Origin of the sequence: Halofilum ochraceum, from assembly GCF_001614315.2 — a bacterium.
Classification (GTDB): Bacteria; Pseudomonadota; Gammaproteobacteria; order XJ16; family Halofilaceae; genus Halofilum; species Halofilum ochraceum.
In genome coordinates this window covers 151,044-170,050 of record NZ_LVEG02000005.1, presented here as the reverse complement: position 1 = coordinate 170,050, position 19,007 = coordinate 151,044, and the positions used below count along the sequence as shown (strand labels likewise).

The following is a 19,007-nucleotide window of genomic DNA, read 5'->3' as shown; positions in this document are numbered from 1 at the left end:
CAATATTGTTTACTCGGCGATGCCTTCGCCTGCACAGGTCTTGAGCCACTCCAGCACACGGGCGGCATGGCGATTTGGCGGGCGCTGCTCCGACCAGACCACATACCAGCAAGGGCCGGTATCGACCCAGTCTGGGAACGGGGCGACCAGATCGCCGCGCGTGAGCGCGTCGTGGACCATCGGTGTGCGGCCCATGATCAGGCCCGAGCCGGCGAGTCCGGCCTGGAGCACGAAGTCGAAGGATTCGAGCGATCGCGTCTTGTTCGGCGGGGCCCGACCGGTGGCCTCGCACCACGCCGCCCACTCACCCGGGTGGGCTTCGTTCACGATGACTCGTTGATTCGGTGCCAGCGCCCCCCAGCCATGTCCACGCAGATCCTCGGCGATGCCCGGCGTCGTCACGGGGCAGATCCGCTCAGGCATCATAAAAACGCCATCCAGCCCGGGCCATTTGCCCTCGCCGAGCCGGATTGCCAGGTCGATCTGTTCTCGCTCCAGATCACAGCGCCGGGTGGTCGGCAGCAGTTGCAATTCCGGTTCGCCGGTCTGCGCGTACAGGCGCGGGAAACGCGGCACGACCCAGTGGGTCGCCAGTGAGCGCGGCAAGGTCAGCAGGACCCGGCCGCTCTCCGCACCAGCGACCGCTCCCACGGCTTCCTCGAGCCGCGCGACAGCATCGCGAGCCAGCGGGGCGAAGCGCTCTCCGGCCGCCGTGAGGACGACACTGATCCCGCCCCGCTCGAGCAGTTTCGCTCCGAGGGCATGCTCCAGCTTGCGCAGGTGATGGCTGACGGCGGACTCGCTCAGCCCGAGCGCCGCGGCAGCTCGATTCAATCGCCCGTGAGCCACGACCGCGACGAATGAGCGGATCTGCGAAATGGGGGGAATGGCGCCCATGCCGCTACTGTGATGCATGACGTTGCGTCAAGTCCAGTTGGCGATTCTTCGCTGCAGAGTCCGGAAACGGTGCGGATAATTCGGTTCAGCAGTTCTGGCGCGGGAGTCCAAAGGATGCATTGTCATTTGACCGAACGATCGCCCTCGTCCGCGGGGAGGATCGCATGGGGCGCGGTAGGCGACGGGCCCGACGTGGTGCTGGTGCATGGTACGCCAACCAGTTCGATCATCTGGAACGAAGTGATCGAGCGCCTGCAGGGGCGCTACCGCATCCATGTCCTCGATCTGCCGGGCTACGGACAATCCGCGCAGTACGAGGGCCAGGAAGTCCGCCTGCGGTCGTTTGCCCGGATCCTTGCCGAGTTCCTGGTCGACCGGGGGCTCAATCACCCGCACCTGGTCGGGCACGATTTTGGGGCCGCGGCGGTGATGGGGGCTCATCTGATCGAGGGCCGAGCCGCGGCATCCATCACCGTCGCGGACGGCGTCCTGCTCGGACCATGGGGCACACCCTACTCGCGCCACGTCCGCAATCACGAAGCCGTCTTCGCGGCGGTCCCGGACTATATCCACCGGGCCTCGCTCGCGGCGCACCTTGCGACGGCCGTCCATCGCCCGATGCCACCGACACTGCAATCGGCACTGATTGAGCCCTGGACGGGTTCGATCGGTCAGCCCGCGTACTACCGTCAGGTAGCGCAATTTGACTATGAGTACACGGACTGGCTCGAGTCGCGTTATCCGCAGTTGGATATCCCGGTCGGGATCCTCTGGGGCGAACACGACCAGTGGGTTGCACCGTCCGTCGGCGACCGTCTATGCGATCTCGCGCCCGGCTCATCCCTGCGAATTCTGCCCGATGCCGGGCACTTTTCCATGGTCGATTGCCCCGGACTGTTCGCTCGCGAACTGGACATGCTCCTCAGGGATCACGAATCACGCGCCGCGCGGGGAGAATCCGGAGCAACCAGCGGGGCGAGCCAATCTGCATGAACGATGCGAGCAGCTCACCGGGCGGCGGGCGTTTCGGTTACGCGAGATTTCAGGTGGCCGCATCTGCGGCCCAGTCGCTCCGGTATTCAGGGATTGCTCACGGCCGCTTCCGCGAGCAATGCTCTCGGGCGCGGGTCACGGAGCGCCCGACGAAAGACCATGACCATGCAGGCGATGGCCCCGTAACCGAGACAGGGGCATACGCCGCCCCGATTCTGGACGATGCTCGTTCCCAAAGCGCTAGCCCGAAAGAATTTTTCGGCGGTTGCCACGGAGGATTGCCATGCTGACACTTGACCGCACGTTCGATTTCCACGGTGACGCCGTGGCCTGGGGCTGGATCAAGGGCCCGGATACGGCACCACCCGCCGTGCTGATCCACGGATTCCCCTGGTCGGCCCAGGCATGGCGCCGGATTGCGCCCTGGCTTGCGCGCGAGCGTTCCGTGTACTACTTTGACATGCTCGGGTGCGGTCAGTCCGCCAAGCATGCGGAGCAGGATGTGTCGCCGGCCGTGCAGAATGAGCTGCTGGCGAACCTGATCGATCATTGGGGCCTCTCGAAGCCGCTCGTCGTTGCCCACGACTTCGGCGGGCTGGCTGCGCTGCGGGGCCACTTCCTCAGCGGCATCGAGTACAGTGCGCTCTACCTCATCGATGCGGTCTCGGTGCTTCCGTCCGGCTCGCCGTTCTTCGCCCACGCGAAGGAGCACTTCGAAGCGTTCGCTGAAACCCCGGGGTTCACCCATGACGCGCTGTTCAGGGCATTCGTGAACTTCGGCTCGCTCCACGGCCTCTTGGCCGAAACCATCGACATGTACGCAGCCCCCTGGCGCGGTGACGTCGGTCAGCCCGCATTCTATCGACAGATCCTTCATTCGGGGTCCGGCTATATCCAAGAGGTACAGGACTGCTATGCGCCCGTGGCGTTCCCGGTTCACCTCGTGTGGGGCGAGCACGACGACAACATTCCGGTCTCGCAGGGACGTGAGCTGGCCGACGCCCTGAACGCCGATTCATTCACCGTGGTTCCCGATGCCGCGCATATTGTCATGGAAGATGCGCCAGAAGCGGTCGTGGCTGCATTGCTGGGTGCACGTGACGGGCGAGCATGAGAGAGAGATCACGGCTCGGCGCGGGAGAACAGTCAGCCTGGTGGACGTGGTCACTGTTCGGCGAGGTCCGCACCCGACTCAAGCCGCCCTTACCGACCGTGCCACTGCGCGCAGCACGAGGCCTGCCGCAACGGGACAATCGATATTCGAGACAACGCGACAACCGCGCCGTTTGCATGAAGTGCAACCGCATTGATTCGGTGCGAAGTTCGCGGGAGCCAACTGAGCCATGTTCCCCGTCGGTTTCAAGGCACGCTCGGCCGAACTGAGCGATGTCGAGATGTTCTACCAGATCGGAGGCAGTGGGCCGCCGCTGTATCTCCTCCACGGTTTCCCGCAGACGCATGTCGCGTGGCACCGGGTGGCACCCGCCCTTTCCGAAAAGCATACGGTCGTCATTCCCGACCTTCGCGGCTATGGGAAGACGTCGGCACCTGAGACCGACGACCAGCACTTCCCCTATTCCAAACGGGCGATGGCGCAGGACATCGTCGAACTGGCCGATCACCTGGGACACGCCCGGTTCGCGCTCGCCGGCCACGATCGAGGGGCTCGAGTCGGTTATCGACTGGTTCTCGATCACCCGGGACGGGTCACGCGTTTCTGCTCAGTTGACGTGATCCCGACGCTGGATGTCTGGGAACAGATGGATGCGGCCACAGCGCTGGCACACTACCACTGGTCATTCCTCGCCTTGCCTTCACCCGTCCCCGAGACACTCATTGGTCACGATCCCCGATTCTACTTCGGTCATCTCTTCGAACGCTGGGCCGGCGATTGGCGCGGTCTCGACGCGGGCGCGATGGAAATGTACCTCGCGCAATACGGCCGCCCTGGTCGCATCCATGCGCAGTGCGAGGACTACCGGGCGGGCGCCACATGCGACTGCGCACTGGACCGCCATGATCGCACGGCCGGGCGAAAGCTGACCGCACCTGTACTCCTGCTCTGGGGACGGGGATACCTCGGCGAGAACGCGGTCTCGCCCCGAGCTTCCTGGGAACAATGGGCCGATGACGTCCGGGATGTTCCGCTTGACTGCGGGCACTTCGTGGTAGAGGAACAACCAACCGCTTCCGCCGAGGCGATGCTCTCGTTCTTCGGCTGAGTCGTGGAATACACTGACTCGACATCAAGCCGCTGCTTTTCCGAACCTCGGGTTGCAGCTTGCCTGATTCAACTCGCGGCCCTATACGATCAGAGGATAGTCGAGTAACCACGGCGCAACCTGTGTCCTCCTGTTGACCGTGCCCCTTGGTTTGAGCCACCCGTGATGTGGGGACGAGTGCACTTAAGGTCGCCTGTGCAGCGGACACAGAAGGGGGCTTGCTGCCCATCCGGGGGAACTAACCAGCACTCCTCGAGATTATCTGGGTTGGGGTTACGGTGGCGCTCTGGCGGGTCGACGGTGCGGTGTCGCGGAGCATGATGGTTCGAGTCGCGGTCGATCACCCAAGAAGAAACGAACCCGGTTTCCCCCCGCGAGGGTCACTGGTATCGCCTCATCTTTGCCTGCCGATAATGCCGACTATCGGAAATCTTGCTCCGCCCGATGGCGTCCACCTTGGTATGAGCAAGTCATCGCCCGGCTGCGGGCCCAAAAGCTGGTCTGCGCAGTTAACGCTAGTAGGCCAGAGACCGCCCTCGACCTTGATTGACTGAGAAGCAAACGGCGGGCCGGGAGCGTTTACCGAGTTGGGTGTGGCCCGCATGCCCCCCGTCTATGCTGCTAATCTTGGACACCGAGGTGGGCGAGTCGCGCTCGCCGTCCGAGCCCAATATAGAGCACATTATAGCTCGCACGATATGGGACCTATCGTGTACCCTACCCTAATATTCCCTCGCAGGGACGCGTGATGTCCGACCTCCCTTACGAAATCGATTTTCTTCCCGTAGGTGATGGAGAGCGCAGTGGTGACGCAATCGCTGTTCGCTATTATCAGGCGGGACGGCAGTGGGTGCACGTGATCGATGGCGGCAACCGGGACTCCGGTGAAGCGCTATGCTGGCACCTGTCTCACTACTACGGTACTACCCACGTAGACCACTTGGTATGCAGCCATCTCGACGACGATCACGTGTCGGGGCTACGCACTGTCCTCGAGCGCAATACCATAGGTACTGTTTGGTTGAATCGGCCATGGCTCTTCGCCGAGGAGCTAGTCGACCATTTTGAGGATGACCGACTTACGGCTGCCAGTCTCGCCCGCCATCTGCGTGATGCGTATCCAATGGTCGTCGAGATTGAGGAGACCGCCGAGCGGCGCGGAATCCCGATACGCACCGTCTTCCAAGGTGACCAGATCGGCGCCTTCACGGTGCTCGCGCCCAGCCGCGCCCGCTATATGCACCTTGTGCCCGGTTTCGCCCGCACGCCGGAAGAATCCGAGGACCATGCCGACCGCTTTACCCTACGCGACTTAGCCCACGCCGCGGGCAGCGTGCGCGACTGGATCCTGGAGACTTTCGGCGTGGAATCGCTGCGGGAGCACGTCAAGACGACCGCCTCAAACGAGAGCAGTCTCGTACAGGCTGCTGTTTTCACCGACCGTATCGCGCTACTTACCGCAGACGCAGGCATCGAAACGTTGGATGAGGCGCTCTCGTACATCGAGGACAACCCATCGTTGTATCCGCTGCCGCCGCGTTTCGTGCAGGTCCCCCATCACGGTGGGCGACACAACGTTGCGCCGTCGATCCTAGATCGACTACTCGGTGAAACCGATACTGAGCGCGGCGGGACTGAGTCGGTAACGGCCTTTGCCTCGGTCGCTAGCAAGACCGAGACCCACCCTCGACGCATGGTCGTCAACGGGTTTATCCGGCGTGGGGCCACGGTCTACGCCACCCGGGGAAACACGAAGTGGCATCATCGAAATATGCCCCTGCGCGCCGACTTCAGTCAGGCGATACCGTACGAATTCTTCGAAACCGTCGAGCCTTGGGAAGATTGAGCGCACCAATGTATGCCGTCGCCGCCTTTGAAATCACCTTCAGCATTGTGGTGATTGGAGCCCTTGCGAGCCTTTATACCCTAGCCCCGGGCGTCTGGGTTGATGTTTGGCTGTTGCCTGCAATGTGCGCAGCACTTGGAGGCTTGGGCGGCGCGGCGTACTGCCTCCGTGCCATCTACCTCAACGCGTGCGTGCACAAGCGATGGGACGCGGACTGGCTCCCTTGGTACTTTATCCGTCCGTTCGTCAGTATCATCTTTGGCGGCGTCAGTTTCCTATTTCTCAAGGCAGGCTTGCTGGCTCTCGACGCCTCTCACGACCCTGATGGCAATCCCCTGGGATTCCTCGCCTTGGCGTTCATCGCTGGACTCAACGTGGACCGATTCATGGCCCGCATCGAGGCAACGGCCCAAGCGGCATGGGGCGTGCGGCCCTCTCGGACAACGGAATCTTCGGCACGAGACCGAGTCGATACAGGCGATTAGGCAGCGACGTTCGGCTTACGTATCCGTTAATTGAGCTGCCATTCGTGGTGGACGCCTTTACTCGAAAGCGCCCTCCAACCTTGTAAAGTTTGCATGAACGCGTTGCCGGGCCTGATCTCTATTGAGCTATTAGGTTTTTGCAAAGTGGGCTTCCGCGAGACTTACCTCCCACGGATACAGCAGGCGGCCACGACTTTTCCCAAATGTCTCCTCATCTTTGCAGAAAGTGCCGCTTCTGTGGCTAGGCGTCACCACCCTGTCCGGCGCGGCGCAGAGGATTTACGATTAAATACTATTCGCGCGGTAGCTGTCGCAGTCAGCGCGTAAGCGCAGTATCAAAGGCCACAACTCTTTAGCCGCGTTGATCGGAAGTTGTCGGGCGATGGTTGGTAAGGAGTATTGCCACAGTCGCTTAGCGTCCGCCGAGGTTTCCACAATCCGACCCACGAGAGTCGCTAATTGCTGGGGATAATTCGCGCTGCGCGAATTGCGTACGATGTGGAGTAAAGCATCGCTGAGCGTAATCAATATATCATCCGCGGAGATTGTGGTCCGTGAGAAATGACTGTCTGCTGTTTGGCCGCTGTACTCGGAGGACAAATTCAACAAGAACGTTTCGGCTTTCGCCCGAGCAGATTCGTATCCCATCAGTGTTGGAGATCGGCAGAGGTATACGATCACCGCCAATGCCGTGTCGGTGTTGTTCGCGCTTAGCTGCTTAATGTCGAGCCTCTCGAGTATTGGTACTATTCGCTCGATCTCACCTGTCTTCAACTCCCCATGTCGGCAAATCAGGATTTTCGTCCATGCGTGACTGTCGGAGGGGGTGGTCTCCAGCTCAGAAAGCGCTTCGCCCACGAGACCCTCACGAAAAGCTGGACCCAGCCTTTCGGCTAAGGCTGCATCGTTGAGCGACTCTCGCAGCGCCGGATGATCCCGCCCTATAATACAGTCGAGACAACTCGAACGGGATGGAGTAGCCATGACCGCTGGGTCTGGCCAGCGTGAGCCGGTCTCCGTCACATGACTGATCGATTCTGTGAGGGCGGTGCGGTGCTCGGCAGAAAGCAGATCGTTCGCCGCGTCACCGACCGCCGTTCCGACCAATGTCCAGGCGAGCGACTTGTCGAGAACGGCATGCGGGCTACAGGGGGCGTGCTCGTCCAGCGGGTCTCTGCTGAACCACGAACCGAAGGCCCGTGGTGTCCACTGAGCGGCGATCGATGCTGTCGAGTCCGGGCTCACGCCGGCCTGGAGCAATAGGTTGGTCAGACGCTCGGCGTGGCACCAGACGGTAAGCAAGCGGACATCCTGAGGTAGATCACGCCAGGAGCCATCGGCCTCAAATGACCGCTCGACCCACAGGGCATTTTGGTGCAGGAGCCTGGTTCGCGGCTCGAGGTCTTCGAAAAGATGACCGATGAGCGGCTCGACACTTACTTCACAGTCAGGGAACGACCGAGCCCACTCGACTGCGCGCATCTGGCGCACGGGTGATGCCGAACGAGCGCCTAGTTCGTGGATCAAGGAGTGCCGGACCGACGGCGCTAGCTGCCACAATGCCTCCGCCATTGGCCGCGGCAGGTCAATGGGCAGCCCCACCATTCGGCGGATGGCATCCTCAGGCGCGAGTTCGTCTAGAAGTTGAGCGGCGGCATCGTCGACACTGTACCCTTCAGCATCTGGGTCGACGCGCAGATGTCGCAGCACCATATTAGTCGAGATCACACTGAGCTGATCCGGACCAATGGATTCCCGACGTGCGACCGACTGTTCGATACAACGATACTGGAACTCGGCGCTCGCACGGCGCTCGTCATCAAGCCGAAGCATACGCGCGTGAGGTTCTTCAAGGCCGGCGATTGTCTCAATCGCTGAAATCCGATCAACGGCCGCACGGTCGATCCAGGAAGGATGATCGTGAAGCGCCCGACGTCGACGCTCGACGTCGTCTGCGAGCACTTCCAGACCAGGATCGTCCAGATTCCAATACGATCGGCCGTTTCCGCTGATACGCCCAGGCTTTTCGGGGTTCCACTCAAGACACAGAATCTGGTCTTCGGCTGAACGAATGTGAGCTTGTCCGTCCCGCATAGCCACAGCTACGCCGTCAAAGAAGGCGATTGCGTCGAACGTTTCGTCTCCGATTTCGACGGTCGGGCCTATGCGTAGAGGAAGGCGCTGCATCAGCTCGGACCGATCACTGAGAGCATCGCGGACGCGTTCCGGAAGGGCCCGGACGTAGTCTGCGAGGATCACCGCGACCTGGTCCTGTCGCAAAGGGTCTCCGGTCGATCCGCTGCTTTCGGCGTCGCGTAGGAGTCCATCGAGGATGTCACCCACCATCTCGGCGACATCCGTGATGATAGCGCGCTCGATCCGGAAATGCGGAGCGAGTATTGTCTCATCCAGCCAGTCGAAATATGCGGCACGGAGACCATCGTTTTCGGAATGCTGAGTAATCTGGAGTCCGTCGACAATGAATCCGGCCAGCCCCGTCACCGCGAGTCGCCGGCGTATTTGCGGCTCATCCCCCAGCGGCAGACGCGAGAAGTGGTCAATGATCAGCGTCTCGTATATCCAGTTTGCGTACGCTACCGTTGTATCGTTCCCGTGGGCGCTATCGTCGTTCCAGAGTCGCACGAGCGTCTCGCGAGGCACGCGCCAAAGCATCTGAAGCAGTGGAAGCTCGTCAGCCCGATCGCCGCCAGCACTCTGGGAAGGGTCGAGTTCGAGCACCGTTTCTGACAGAGCGGTCTCTGCGAGGCAGCGTCTCAGGGCCTGCAATCCGCGGGTTTCCTGAATGCGGCCGCCGTGGCAGGGCGCAGCTCGCAGGTAATACAGTACTTCCTCGGAGGAGACGGGAATATTGCGTACACCGGCTTCACGCAGCTGAAGCAAGTGCGCGAAATAGTCACCCTCAGTGATCTCATTCTCGTCACGCAGGTAAGACAAGATGTCGCATACGCAGGCGATGTCGAGCGCTTCCGCGCCTCGGAAGCCGTTTATATTGCGGTCATCTACCCACAAGACGGTCCTCTGGTGGCACGGGCTACTGATCGCTTCGACGAGACAGCGAGCGGTCGCGCCTACGGGGCCTTGTCGGTCTCCCTCTTCGTCGTCCGTTCTCTCGGCATCCCGATAACCCAGGACCTGGTATGCGCCGCTCTGTATCCCTTTTGCTATCCTGTCACTGAGCATTTGGAGATGATCAGCAACGCCCATCTTTCGGCGATGTTCGGCGACTTCCGCGCGCGCCATCTGCAGATAGCGACTGTCCACGTTAACGGCGAATGTCGTTGTCAGCGCCCGCAGGAGTCCTTCGCGGGCGAACAACAAAATAGTGTTGCCCGAGAACGCGAGCTCCTGTCCGGGTTTCGGATATGGACCGAGCGGCTCTTCTGACCCGATAACGCCCAAATTGGATGCGGCAGTCTCAAGCAGGTCTGGCGATTCCACCCGCAAGTCGGCCAATACGTCCAGTATGCGTCGCGGGTTCGCTGAGGTTGGCCCAGCCAGGTTGTCGGTGTATTCGACGACCGTGACCTGGCATGCCGCGTATTCAGTCTCATTTCCTGCGCGAGTGCTTTCAACATCAACCTCGCCGATTCTTTGTGCTTCGACGTTCGATATGAGCAACTCGTTTGCTCGCAATTCGACGGGCTGAATCTGGCGCAGCTGTCGTTCCATTCCGTTCAGCGTCTGAGGCAAAGAGAACGGCAGCTCAATCGGATGCCACCGCCTTTCGAGTACATCGAGAAGCTCGAGATGGAATGCAGTTAACAGGCCTGTCAGGTCAAGGCGCAGGCGGCAAGTGGATGTCGAGACACCTGGACGCGCAAGCGCCCTATTTCCATGCAATAGGTACAAGGGAAACTGCTGACTCCCCGAAAATGCCTCGCTGAACCAGTCGGCCATCGGAACGTGCAATGTATCAGAGGCGATGTGCAGTGGGATTCGACCGTGTCGGTACTCACGTTCCACGTGTTCGGTGTGTCGCCTTTGCTGTTCGAGGAAGCCGGGAAGGTCCTCGATTGTCATCGTCTTCGTGGTCGAATTTGGGTCTTCGGCGTTGCGGGCGAGCGCTTTGATCACGGGACCAGCCTGATCGTCGAGACCGAGCTCGAACGCAGTGGCGACGGCGAGTTCCGCGAGCTGGCCTTGAATTTCCCCCTTCGGAACTCGATTCCAAAGATCACGGGCCACATCCGGATCGACATGACGCACCACACGTGCGTATTCGAGTGCGGTCTGCGGCGGTAGGTTTGAGTCTCCGGCCACCTTTCGAATCAGAGGAACGGCTCCACCGATATCGCCCGCGATGAGCCGCGTGTTGACCGCCGTGATAATGTCAGTGAGGTTCCCTTCGGAAACAAGCCCGTCGGCCTCTTCGTAGGCCTCGGGCAACTTACCGGACTGCTGCAGTCCGTGAAGACGAATTCTTCGAATCGACAGAGGGAGCTTCGCGTCTGCGAAATGCGCACGATAGCGGTCGGAGATATCCCGTGCGCGTTCCGGCTGGTCCATGTGGTATGCCGCGAAACAGGCCATCGTGATCGCGTCCGGTGTCTGGATCCGATCAAGGAGCGCTGGTATAAATTGTTCGATATGCGCCCACTGGCCGTTCGCCGCAAGGGCTTCACATCCTATGTACGCGGACGTGAGATCGGACTCCGTGAGCCTGTCCGCGATCTGTCGAACGACTTCGTTCCAGTCTGCGTCCTCGGCGGCCCGCTGGACTGCGAGCACGGGCGGCAACGAGCCTGAATGTTCGTTGCGCAGTTCGGCCGCAACAATCACCCGCCACTGGTCGAGCAACTGCTCATGACCGGGAAAGCGTGCCGCATGATCGGAGAGCGCGCGTTCTGCACGCTGGGGCTTGCCCTGGTCCAGGGCCAAAGCAAGCATGACCGTCAAATGAATGACTTCGGCGGGTCCGCCGCCGAGCATGTGTTCCAGGCGCCGGATTTCGCGCCGGTGATCGATCGCGTAGCCGCGAGCCATCGACCATACAAGAGCCCCGCAGTGTGGGCGCGGATGTTTCAGCAGCGCACGGGCATACGCTTCTGCCTCGTCCGTCTTGTCGCGCTGGTTGGCGAGACACGCCAATTGCCATGTTTCAAATTCTTCCGTCCAGTTGGGGGCGAGCGCCGGATCTTCGAGTGTTGTCCGGGCGAGACCGCACGCACGTTCAAGTAGTTGTTGTGTTTCCGCGTCGGCACGGACCAGCCCGAGCGGGACGGGGTGCAGCCCAGCGTCCAGGCGGTAGGGCATCTCCGGCGACATTGCTTGCCAGTAGCGGACTGCAATTCCGGCGCGCCGGACGTTGAGCAGACTCGGCTCGATTTTCTCGCCCTCGTAGAGGCACGATCGGGCCTCTTCTCCCCGGCCGAGGACGGCGAATGCATGGGCCTGCAAGGCGAACTCCTCGGCACCCGCAAGGCCGGCCAGTTCCTCGAGTGCCTGCTTGGGTTTTTCGAGTGCCAGCCAGACACTCGCACGAAGCCGAAGATCCTCCGGCGCAGTGCTGGTAGCCAGCAGATCGAGAGCGCCTTCCAGATCACCGGATTCGGCCGCCAGCGAGGCTCGCAAGCGCGCCCCTTCCTTTCCATCATCCAGCGCGTCCGCCTCGTCGGCCAGATCGGTTGCACGTTCCGGTGTGCCGGAACGCAATTCCCGCAGTGCCCGAAGGCGAGTTACCCTCGCCCGGGATTCCACGGACAGTGCGGCCCATCGCTGCGGGTCGCTTCTGAGGCGGTCCAGTTCCCGGTCAGCGCGCTCGTCCCGTCCGTGCCTAAGTTCGACGGAGACGTCATCAAGCGCGGAATCCACCTCCTCTGCAAGTGCAGATTGCATCTGAGCCAGCTGTTGCAGCAGAGCGGACTCGATCGGGCTATCGCTGATCTGCGGTTGCTGTCGACCGCAGTAGCGCTTGACATACTCAGGCCCAAGATACTGAGCGACTATTCCCGGATGCCGGCGCATCTTCTCCTGGAGCGTGCGCGGGCCCCATACCTCAAATTCCACGTCTAGCGATTCGAAGCGGGCTCTCTGTTGTTCGATTTCCTGACGCCGCGGTGTCGCGCGGACGTCGGCGGCGATGGCCAAGATAAATCGCGTGACGCCTTTATGTTTCCAGTGCGCTTCCCACCAGCGCAGGAACTCATCGCATGCCGTCGGAATGTCGCCCTTCTTCGCTTTGCTGTAGCACTTACAGGAGATGATCTCCAGCCGGGCGTCATCTCGATTGCCGATGAGATCGGCGCCGTACTGAGGCTTCCTTGGAGTCGCATGCCGGTCGGCTGTTTTTATACCCGGCTCATTGTCGAGCAGAGCACAACAGAATTCCTCGAACAGTTCGTCGTCGAGCGTGTGGAATGCCGGCGGATTGCCTGTATTCAGTGGCGGGAGCTCGTCCATTGTTCCGTCGTATCCGTCAAACATTTTCCAGACGTTGACTGGACCGGCCAGTCCGCCTCACCCGGGACACTGCAGTGGGCGTGATCCGAGGTCAATGAAACTCCACCCCTTCCAGGAAATGCCCCCCGTCGATCGTGAGCACGTTGGTGTAGACCTCCGTGCTCTCCACCGAGGCGTGCCCCAGCAGCTGGCTGACGTACTTGAGCGGGCGGCCGTGCAGCAGCAGGTGCACGGCGAAGGAGTGGCGGAAGGTGTGGGCGCTGATCGAGAACGGCGCCCCGCCGCCGACGGCTTCCACCGCGGCGGCGATGTGGCGGTTCACGGTCTGGCGCGCCATCGGGAAGATCCGCTCGTCTTTTCGAAAACGCCCGGCGTAGAGGTAGCTCTGCACCCGGTCGGCGAGGAGCGTGTCGGCGATCGGCACGTAGCGCTTGGGCGAGCGCTGTAATGATGCCTTGCTCGGTCGCCCCGGGCGGGTCTTGAGCGTCTTGAGCACCACGCCGAAGTCATAGCCGTCGTCGATGAAGCTCGCCGGCGTCAATGCGAGCACCTCGGACACCCGGGCGCCCGTGACCCACATCAGATCCATGATCAGGCGGTAGGTGGGGTGCTTCTCGGCGTCCAGGAGCCCAAGCACCTCGGGTTTGAGCAGATAGGCCGGCATCGCGTCGATGGTCTCGAGCACGACTGGGCGCTTGGCGACCAGGCGCTCCCAGTCGATGCGCACGGTCTCGATCGGGAACGTCGCGGCAGGCTCGGCGCGCGCCTGGAAGAGGCGCTGGCCGCGGCGGCGCGGAAACCGCCCTCCGCCCGTCTGAATCTGCACCATTTCCCCTCCGATTTCCGGTGCAGCTTACGCACCGTTTCCACCGCCACGCGGGCGCCGTGATGCCCCCACGATAGCCGAAAAACGGGCGCCGCGCGCGGTGCACCGTTGTATGCGTTTCTGGTGCAGACCTCGACCCTGGCCCGATCGCGCCCGCGGACTATACTCAGAAGCGCGACCCCCGCTACGGGGACGGCCGATGGCGACGCCCGACTTCGACCCCGCCCTCGCCCGCACGGTGACGGCGGAGACGCTCGCGCCCCAGCAGCAGCGCTCGGCGCGGCGCCTGCGCACGGCCGCCGACTTGCGCCTGCAGTGGATGCTCAAGCACCCCCACCTCTCGGAGTTCCACAGCCGGGCCGAGCACCTGCACGCCGCGCTGCTCGAGGGCGCCCCCGCCGTGAGCGGTTACGTGCCGCAGCCCTTTCGCCTGCGCGTGCGCCGCCAGCTCTACACCCCCGACTGCTACGTGGTGAGCGACGCGGGACCGCGGCGCGTCGTGGAGATCAAGCCGCGCGGCGTGCTGCGCGAGGAACTGCGTGAACCGCTGGCGCACTTCTTCGCCGCGCGCGGCCTGCAGTTCGAGGTCATCAGCAACGAGTCGGTGTTCGAGCGCGAGACGGAGGCCGAGAACTGGGCGGAGATCGTGCGCGTCCTGCACCAGTCACGGACGCTGGAGACGGCCGAGGCCGAGTATGCCGTGCTCGAGCGCCTGGCCAACCGGGGCCCGTGCACACTCGGCGACCTGGTCGATGCGGGCGATCGCGAGCGCACCTACACACACGAGATCGCGCTGTTGCGCCTGGTCCACCGCGGGCACCTGCGCGCAAGCCTTACCGAGCGGAGGCTCGACTTCGACACGGAGATCGGGCCATGCACCTGAGCTGGCGCGCTCGCCTCGAGCAGCAGCCGCGGCTGCGGGATCTCGCCGAGTGGCCGGCGATCCCGGTCGAGGCGCTCTCGAGTCGCCAGCAGCGGGGGTTCATGCGCAACCAGCAGGTCGTCGCCTGCGTGCTGGCGGGCGAGGCGCTGAAGGCCGCGGCCCGCGCGCATTCGCTGAGCCCGGCCCGCGTCGGCCAGATCCTCGATCGCTGCCTGGCAGGCGAGGACGGCGAAGCGCCCGCACTCACCCTGGGGCTCGTGCCCCACGCCAACGTCAACCAACGCCGCCGTCGACGGGCGTTGCCGACGCATGCCCGCGCGGGCGGGGATTCCTGTGCCTTCCGCGCCCTGCTGGAGGCCGCGCCGGCGGTGCGCGAGGGTCTCGATGGCCTGATCGAGGCCCGCCACCGCGATGCCGCCTTCGCCCAGAGGCTTACGCCCCACGCCGTGCATGGCGAATTCAAGCGCCTGCTGGCCGAGCTCCACTGGCCGCGCGATCGCTACCCCTACACCACTGCCTCGGTGGCCTACCAGTCCGTGCGCCGCTACGCGCAGCGACGCGCCGCCGAGCTCGAACAGGCGCGCCTGCAGCGCCGACGCCGCGCCACGCCCCGCCCGATGCCGGGCGATCCAGGGCACCGCGCGCTGCGCGCCGTGCAGATCGACGAGCACATCCTCGATCTCGGCAACCGCGTGCACCTGCTGCTCAACGATGAGCTGATTCCGCTGCGCATCGCGCGCGCCAGCGTGCTCGTGACCATCGACGTCGATACGCGCTGCGTGCTCGGCTACCACCTCGCGCCCACGCGCCAGCCGAATCAGCAGGATCTGTTGACGCTGATCGACCGCTGCGTCCGCCCGTGGCGGCCGCCGTCATTGACCACCCCGGGGCTTCGCTATGCGCCGGGCGCCTGCTTCCCGGCCGCGTCCGACGAGGCCTTCCCGATCAGCTTCGGCACCGTGCAGCTCGACAACGCGCTCATGCACCAGGCGCACTCGATCGTCGACCTCCTGTGCGGGCGGTTCGGCGCGACGCTGAGCTTCGGACCGCCGGGCGTGCCGACCGTGCGCCAGCGCGTGGAAGCGGTGTTCGACTACCTCGCACAGGCGGGCACGCACCGCCCCGCCGCCACCACCGGTTCGCATCCCACCGACCGCGAGCGGGAGTCGCGCGCGAACCGCAAGCAGCCGCCGGTGATGACCTTCCAGGCGCTCGACGAGGCGCTCGCGGTGTTGCTGACCGAGCACAACGTGACACCGCAGGCCGCGCTCGGCGACGCCGCGCCACTGGAAGTCTTCCGCCACCACTGCCGGGCGCACTTCGTGCGCTTCGTGCCCGCCCTCCTCGCCCGCCAGTGGCATCCCCTGCTGTCGAGTACCGTCGTGCGCCTGCACTGGTACCGCGAAGAGCATCGCCGCCCGCATATCAACTTCGCCTACGCGCGCTACCATGGTGCGGGACTGGTCCACGTCGCCGGGCAGGAAACGCGTGTGCGGGTGGAGTTCGATCGGCGCGACATCCGCACGCTGCACGCCTACACGCTCGCCGGCGCCGATCTCGGCGAGCTGCAGGTCTCCACGCCGTGGCAGCGTTTCGCGCATACGCTGGCGACCCGCCAGTGGATCCACAAGAACGCCGCGCGCCATCGCCTCGGCGCGCGCGACCCGCTGGCCGCCTACTTTCGATACCTGCTCGAGCACCGCGCGGAGCCGACCAACGCGTTGTCCCTGCTGCGCGTCTACACCGAGTTCACCGGCGGGCGCAGTTCCGGGCTGGTGCTCGAGGGCGGCGAACCCACGGCCACCGAGCCCGCGCGGCGCCATGTCTGGCATCCGACGCGCGCCGCGCACCGGGGCTGACCATGGACCGCAGCGCCCGCGATTTCTACGACCATCCGGTCTTCCAGCACGACCGCCTGCACCTGGAGACGCCGGCCATCCAGGGCCTGCGCGACGAGCTGCATCGCTGGCTGTGGACCGGGGCCACCGGCGGGCTGATCCTGGGCGCCGCGCGCGTGGGCAAGACGACCGCGGTGCGCACCCTCGCCTCGCAACTGCGCGCGCGGGATAACACGCCGATCCCGGTCTACTACGTCTCGATGCCCCTTCGCGACCAGCACACGGTCATGACGGTCTTTCGCCAGCTGTGCTGGAGCGTCGGGCTGCGCTCGGCCAACCACGACCGGGCAGACCACCTCGCCGACCGGTTCCTGCACTACATCGCCGACCGGGCCGTGGAGAGCGACAGCCGCTATGCGGTGCTGATCGTCGACGAGATGCAGCGCCTGACGCCCCTGCAGTTCGGCCCGTTCGCCGAGCTCCACGACCGGCTGCGGCTGCTCGACATGGCACTGACCCACTTTTTTGTCGGTAACGATCAGGAGTCGAGCGAGTTGCTCGAGGCGTGTGAGCAACCGCGCTACGCGCATATCCATGGGCGCTTCTTCGCCCAGCGCACGACCTTCCCCGGCCTGACTTCCCGGGAGCAGGTGCACTTCTGTCTCTCTCAGTACGATCGCCTGCGCTACCCCGCCGACGGTCCCACCTACACCGGCTATTTCCTGCCCGAGGCCGAACAGCAGGGATGGCGCCTGGCTTCGCTCGCCGGCGATCTGTGGCGGGTTTTTCGCGAGTACCAGACCGCCTACGCGATCGACTCCTGGGGGATGCAGTACTTCGTCGCGACGGTGAACACCCTGCTGACCGACTTCCTCGCCGATCTCGGCGTGGAGGCCTTCGACGACGAGATGGTGCACGAGTGCGTGCGCATCTCGGGGCTCGTGCCCGCACTGGTTCGCCCCGCCTGATGGAGCCCTTCCTCGTCAATCTCGGCCGGCTCTTTGAGCGCCCCTACGAGAGCCGCTATTCGATGCTGCGCCGCTGCCTCAGTGCCAACCCGGGTATCCCGCTATCAGCCATCGAAGTGACGTTGCGCCGCGTTGTGCCCGACCGCGGCTCGCTGTTCGAGCGGGTCGCGGCACTGCAGGCGGCGAATGACGGCGACGGCGCATCGCCGGCGCGCGGGCGCAGCCCGCGGCAGTGTCCCGCATGCGCCGCCGCGCTCTACCACTCGGATGTCTATGCCCTGCCCTGGCTCGAGCGTTGCCCGATCCATCACTGCGCGTTCACCGAATGCTGTCCGGTCTGTGCCCGACCGTGGCCGCCCTGGGAAAAGCTCGCAGCACGCGACTGCCCCCATTGCGGGTGCGTACCGTTCGAGCGCCTTCCAGATGTGATCGCGGACCTGGACTGCAGTCCCATTGGTGAGATCCACCGGTTCATGCGCGAGACCGGCGAGACGCACGATCTGCTCGGCCTGCCAGGGCGTCTCCCACCACCGCTGATCGATCCCGCCTGGCGGGAGATCAGCCTCGACTCACCGCTCTATGGGGCCTTTCAGGCGCATCGTTGCCGGGCGTTCCGCGCAGACGAGCTCGATGCCCTGCATATCCGCCGCCTGCCCCTTGCCCACCGCACCACCCGACTCTCGGAAACGGATCCGACGTTGGCCTCGGTGATGCCGAGGGCCAGCCGCAACGCCGGCCCCTCCGCCCCACCGCGTTCGGTGCTCACGGCCGACTATGCCGTGACGCGGGCGATCGTCGCCTGGCTCTCGCGGCGCGCGCCCCGCCACCGTCCGCACGTCACCAGCTACCGCCACCTGCGCCCGGAGCACTTGCTCGACGGACCGGATCCCTGCCCCCAATGCATGGCGCTGAGTCTGTGGTTTTTCCGTGCCGCGGCGCGGCATTACGCTCCTTTTTTCGCGCGCCAGCTCGAGGCCTACCCCTTCTACGAACAGGCACAGGGACCGGAGCCCGCACCGATCTGGTGGCCCGCAGTCCGCCACGAAGACGGTCGCGTGAGCTATCCGGGCAGTGGTTTCCGCGCGTGGCTGATCCGCAGACAGCTCGAGAGCCAGTTCGTCGTGCTCTACCGGTTCCTGAACGAGTGGTGTGAACAGCTGCGGCACTACCGGGAGAACCATGACGCCGGCGCATTTCGTCGCGCGCGGGCGCAGGCGGTTCCGCCCGACCACTGGTACGCGAGCGCCGTTTCGGGAGAGCGCCTCACGTTCTACTACGAGGGTGAGCACCCGCTCGACATGTGTACGGTGCCCACGGGACCACGCACCGGCTCCCGGTGTCGCACCTTCCACCGGCACCATTGCGGGCCGAATGCGGGCGTGATCACGGCCTTCGATTTCGAGATCGAGCGCGACGGCCTCCCGTACGAGGCGTTCCTCGAACTGCACAAGCGATTCCGGCAATTTCTGACGACGACCGTCCCCTTCCCGGGGATCGGGCGCCCGGCCTAGCGACCGCGCCGCGCGGGCCAGCCCGTTGGTGGCTTGGTCGCGGACCGTTGGGCAGGTGGACGACCCGGGGCGGGGCTAGGCTATGCGCGCCAGCCCAGAAGAAGCGAAGGGAAAAGTA

Annotated in this window: 12 protein-coding genes; 9 read left to right on the top strand and 3 right to left on the bottom strand. The window is 64.0% G+C overall.

From position 1 onward, the window contains the following. Window positions 1-9: 9 nt before the first annotated feature. Window positions 10-915 carry a LysR family transcriptional regulator gene (locus tag A0W70_RS07285; RefSeq protein ID WP_083330848.1) on the bottom strand — a complete coding sequence of 302 codons (906 nt, stop codon included), beginning with the start codon at window positions 913-915 and terminating at the stop codon, window positions 10-12. A gap of 108 nt (window positions 916-1,023) precedes the next feature. Here A0W70_RS07285 and A0W70_RS07280 point away from each other — a divergent pair, with 108 nt between their 5' ends. The 5 genes from A0W70_RS07280 to A0W70_RS07260 all read left to right on the top strand — a co-directional run bounded on the left by A0W70_RS07280 (window position 1,024) and on the right by A0W70_RS07260 (window position 6,443). Then, the gene (locus tag A0W70_RS07280) at window positions 1,024-1,890 is read left to right on the top strand and encodes an alpha/beta fold hydrolase (RefSeq protein WP_175443078.1); all 867 of its coding nucleotides are present in this window, start codon (window positions 1,024-1,026) and stop codon (window positions 1,888-1,890) included. Window positions 1,891-2,173: 283 nt separating this feature from the next. Next, on the top strand, window positions 2,174-3,004 hold the full coding sequence (locus A0W70_RS07275; RefSeq protein ID WP_070988562.1) for an alpha/beta fold hydrolase: 831 nt from the start codon (window positions 2,174-2,176) through the stop codon (window positions 3,002-3,004). Between the two features lie 229 nt (window positions 3,005-3,233). Continuing rightward, the gene (locus A0W70_RS07270; protein ID WP_070988561.1) at window positions 3,234-4,112 is read left to right on the top strand and encodes an alpha/beta fold hydrolase; all 879 of its coding nucleotides are present in this window, start codon (window positions 3,234-3,236) and stop codon (window positions 4,110-4,112) included. Between the two features lie 748 nt (window positions 4,113-4,860). Then, window positions 4,861-5,958, top strand: a complete 1,098-nt coding sequence (locus tag A0W70_RS07265) for a ComEC/Rec2 family competence protein (protein WP_070988560.1) — start codon at window positions 4,861-4,863, stop codon at window positions 5,956-5,958. 8 nt (window positions 5,959-5,966) lie between these two features. After that, window positions 5,967-6,443: a hypothetical protein gene (locus A0W70_RS07260; protein ID WP_070988559.1), complete on the top strand. Its 477-nt coding sequence runs from the start codon at window positions 5,967-5,969 to the stop codon at window positions 6,441-6,443. A 285-nt stretch (window positions 6,444-6,728) separates the two neighbouring features. Here the strand turns inward: A0W70_RS07260 and A0W70_RS07255 are convergent, their stop codons facing one another. After that, on the bottom strand, window positions 6,729-12,863 hold the full coding sequence (locus A0W70_RS07255) for an HTH domain-containing protein (protein ID WP_139150781.1): 6,135 nt from the start codon (window positions 12,861-12,863) through the stop codon (window positions 6,729-6,731). Between the two features lie 91 nt (window positions 12,864-12,954). Further along, window positions 12,955-13,692 (bottom strand): tyrosine-type recombinase/integrase, encoded by a 738-nt coding sequence (locus A0W70_RS07235; RefSeq protein ID WP_070988554.1) that lies wholly within the window; start codon window positions 13,690-13,692, stop codon window positions 12,955-12,957. Between the two features lie 196 nt (window positions 13,693-13,888). Between A0W70_RS07235 and A0W70_RS07230 the strand changes: the two genes are divergently transcribed. Genes A0W70_RS07230 through A0W70_RS07215 form a run of 4 tightly spaced genes read left to right on the top strand, consistent with a single transcriptional unit; the run spans window position 13,889 to window position 18,889 of the window. Next, a complete protein-coding gene (locus A0W70_RS07230; protein WP_070988553.1) occupies window positions 13,889-14,572 on the top strand; it encodes a hypothetical protein in 684 nt (227 codons plus the stop codon). Continuing rightward, complete coding sequence (locus tag A0W70_RS07225) at window positions 14,563-16,431, top strand: hypothetical protein (RefSeq protein ID WP_070988552.1); 1,869 nt, start codon at window positions 14,563-14,565, stop codon at window positions 16,429-16,431. The genes A0W70_RS07230 and A0W70_RS07225 overlap by 10 nt, the downstream gene beginning before the upstream one ends. Window positions 16,432-16,433: 2 nt before the next feature. After that, entirely contained in the window at window positions 16,434-17,378 is a 945-nt protein-coding gene (locus A0W70_RS07220) for an ATP-binding protein (protein ID WP_070988551.1), read from the top strand. Then, window positions 17,378-18,889, top strand: a complete 1,512-nt coding sequence (locus A0W70_RS07215; protein WP_070988550.1) for a hypothetical protein — start codon at window positions 17,378-17,380, stop codon at window positions 18,887-18,889. The genes A0W70_RS07220 and A0W70_RS07215 overlap by 1 nt, the downstream gene beginning before the upstream one ends. Window positions 18,890-19,007 lie beyond the last annotated feature (118 nt).

Excerpts from the sequence above, each read along its gene's own strand:
- A0W70_RS07285 (WP_083330848.1), bottom strand. The coding sequence starts at position 915 with ATGCATCACAGTAGCGGCATGGGCGCCATTCCCCCCATTTCGCAGATC.
- A0W70_RS07275 (WP_070988562.1), top strand. The coding sequence starts at position 2,174 with ATGCTGACACTTGACCGCACGTTCGATTTCCACGGTGACGCCGTGGCC.
- A0W70_RS07270 (WP_070988561.1), top strand. The coding sequence starts at position 3,234 with ATGTTCCCCGTCGGTTTCAAGGCACGCTCGGCCGAACTGAGCGATGTC.
- A0W70_RS07265 (WP_070988560.1), top strand. The coding sequence starts at position 4,861 with ATGTCCGACCTCCCTTACGAAATCGATTTTCTTCCCGTAGGTGATGGA.
- A0W70_RS07260 (WP_070988559.1), top strand. The coding sequence starts at position 5,967 with ATGTATGCCGTCGCCGCCTTTGAAATCACCTTCAGCATTGTGGTGATT.
- A0W70_RS07255 (WP_139150781.1), bottom strand. The coding sequence starts at position 12,863 with ATGGACGAGCTCCCGCCACTGAATACAGGCAATCCGCCGGCATTCCAC.
- A0W70_RS07235 (WP_070988554.1), bottom strand. The coding sequence starts at position 13,692 with ATGGTGCAGATTCAGACGGGCGGAGGGCGGTTTCCGCGCCGCCGCGGC.
- A0W70_RS07230 (WP_070988553.1), top strand. The coding sequence starts at position 13,889 with ATGGCGACGCCCGACTTCGACCCCGCCCTCGCCCGCACGGTGACGGCG.
- A0W70_RS07225 (WP_070988552.1), top strand. The coding sequence starts at position 14,563 with ATGCACCTGAGCTGGCGCGCTCGCCTCGAGCAGCAGCCGCGGCTGCGG.
- A0W70_RS07220 (WP_070988551.1), top strand. The coding sequence starts at position 16,434 with ATGGACCGCAGCGCCCGCGATTTCTACGACCATCCGGTCTTCCAGCAC.
- A0W70_RS07215 (WP_070988550.1), top strand. The coding sequence starts at position 17,378 with ATGGAGCCCTTCCTCGTCAATCTCGGCCGGCTCTTTGAGCGCCCCTAC.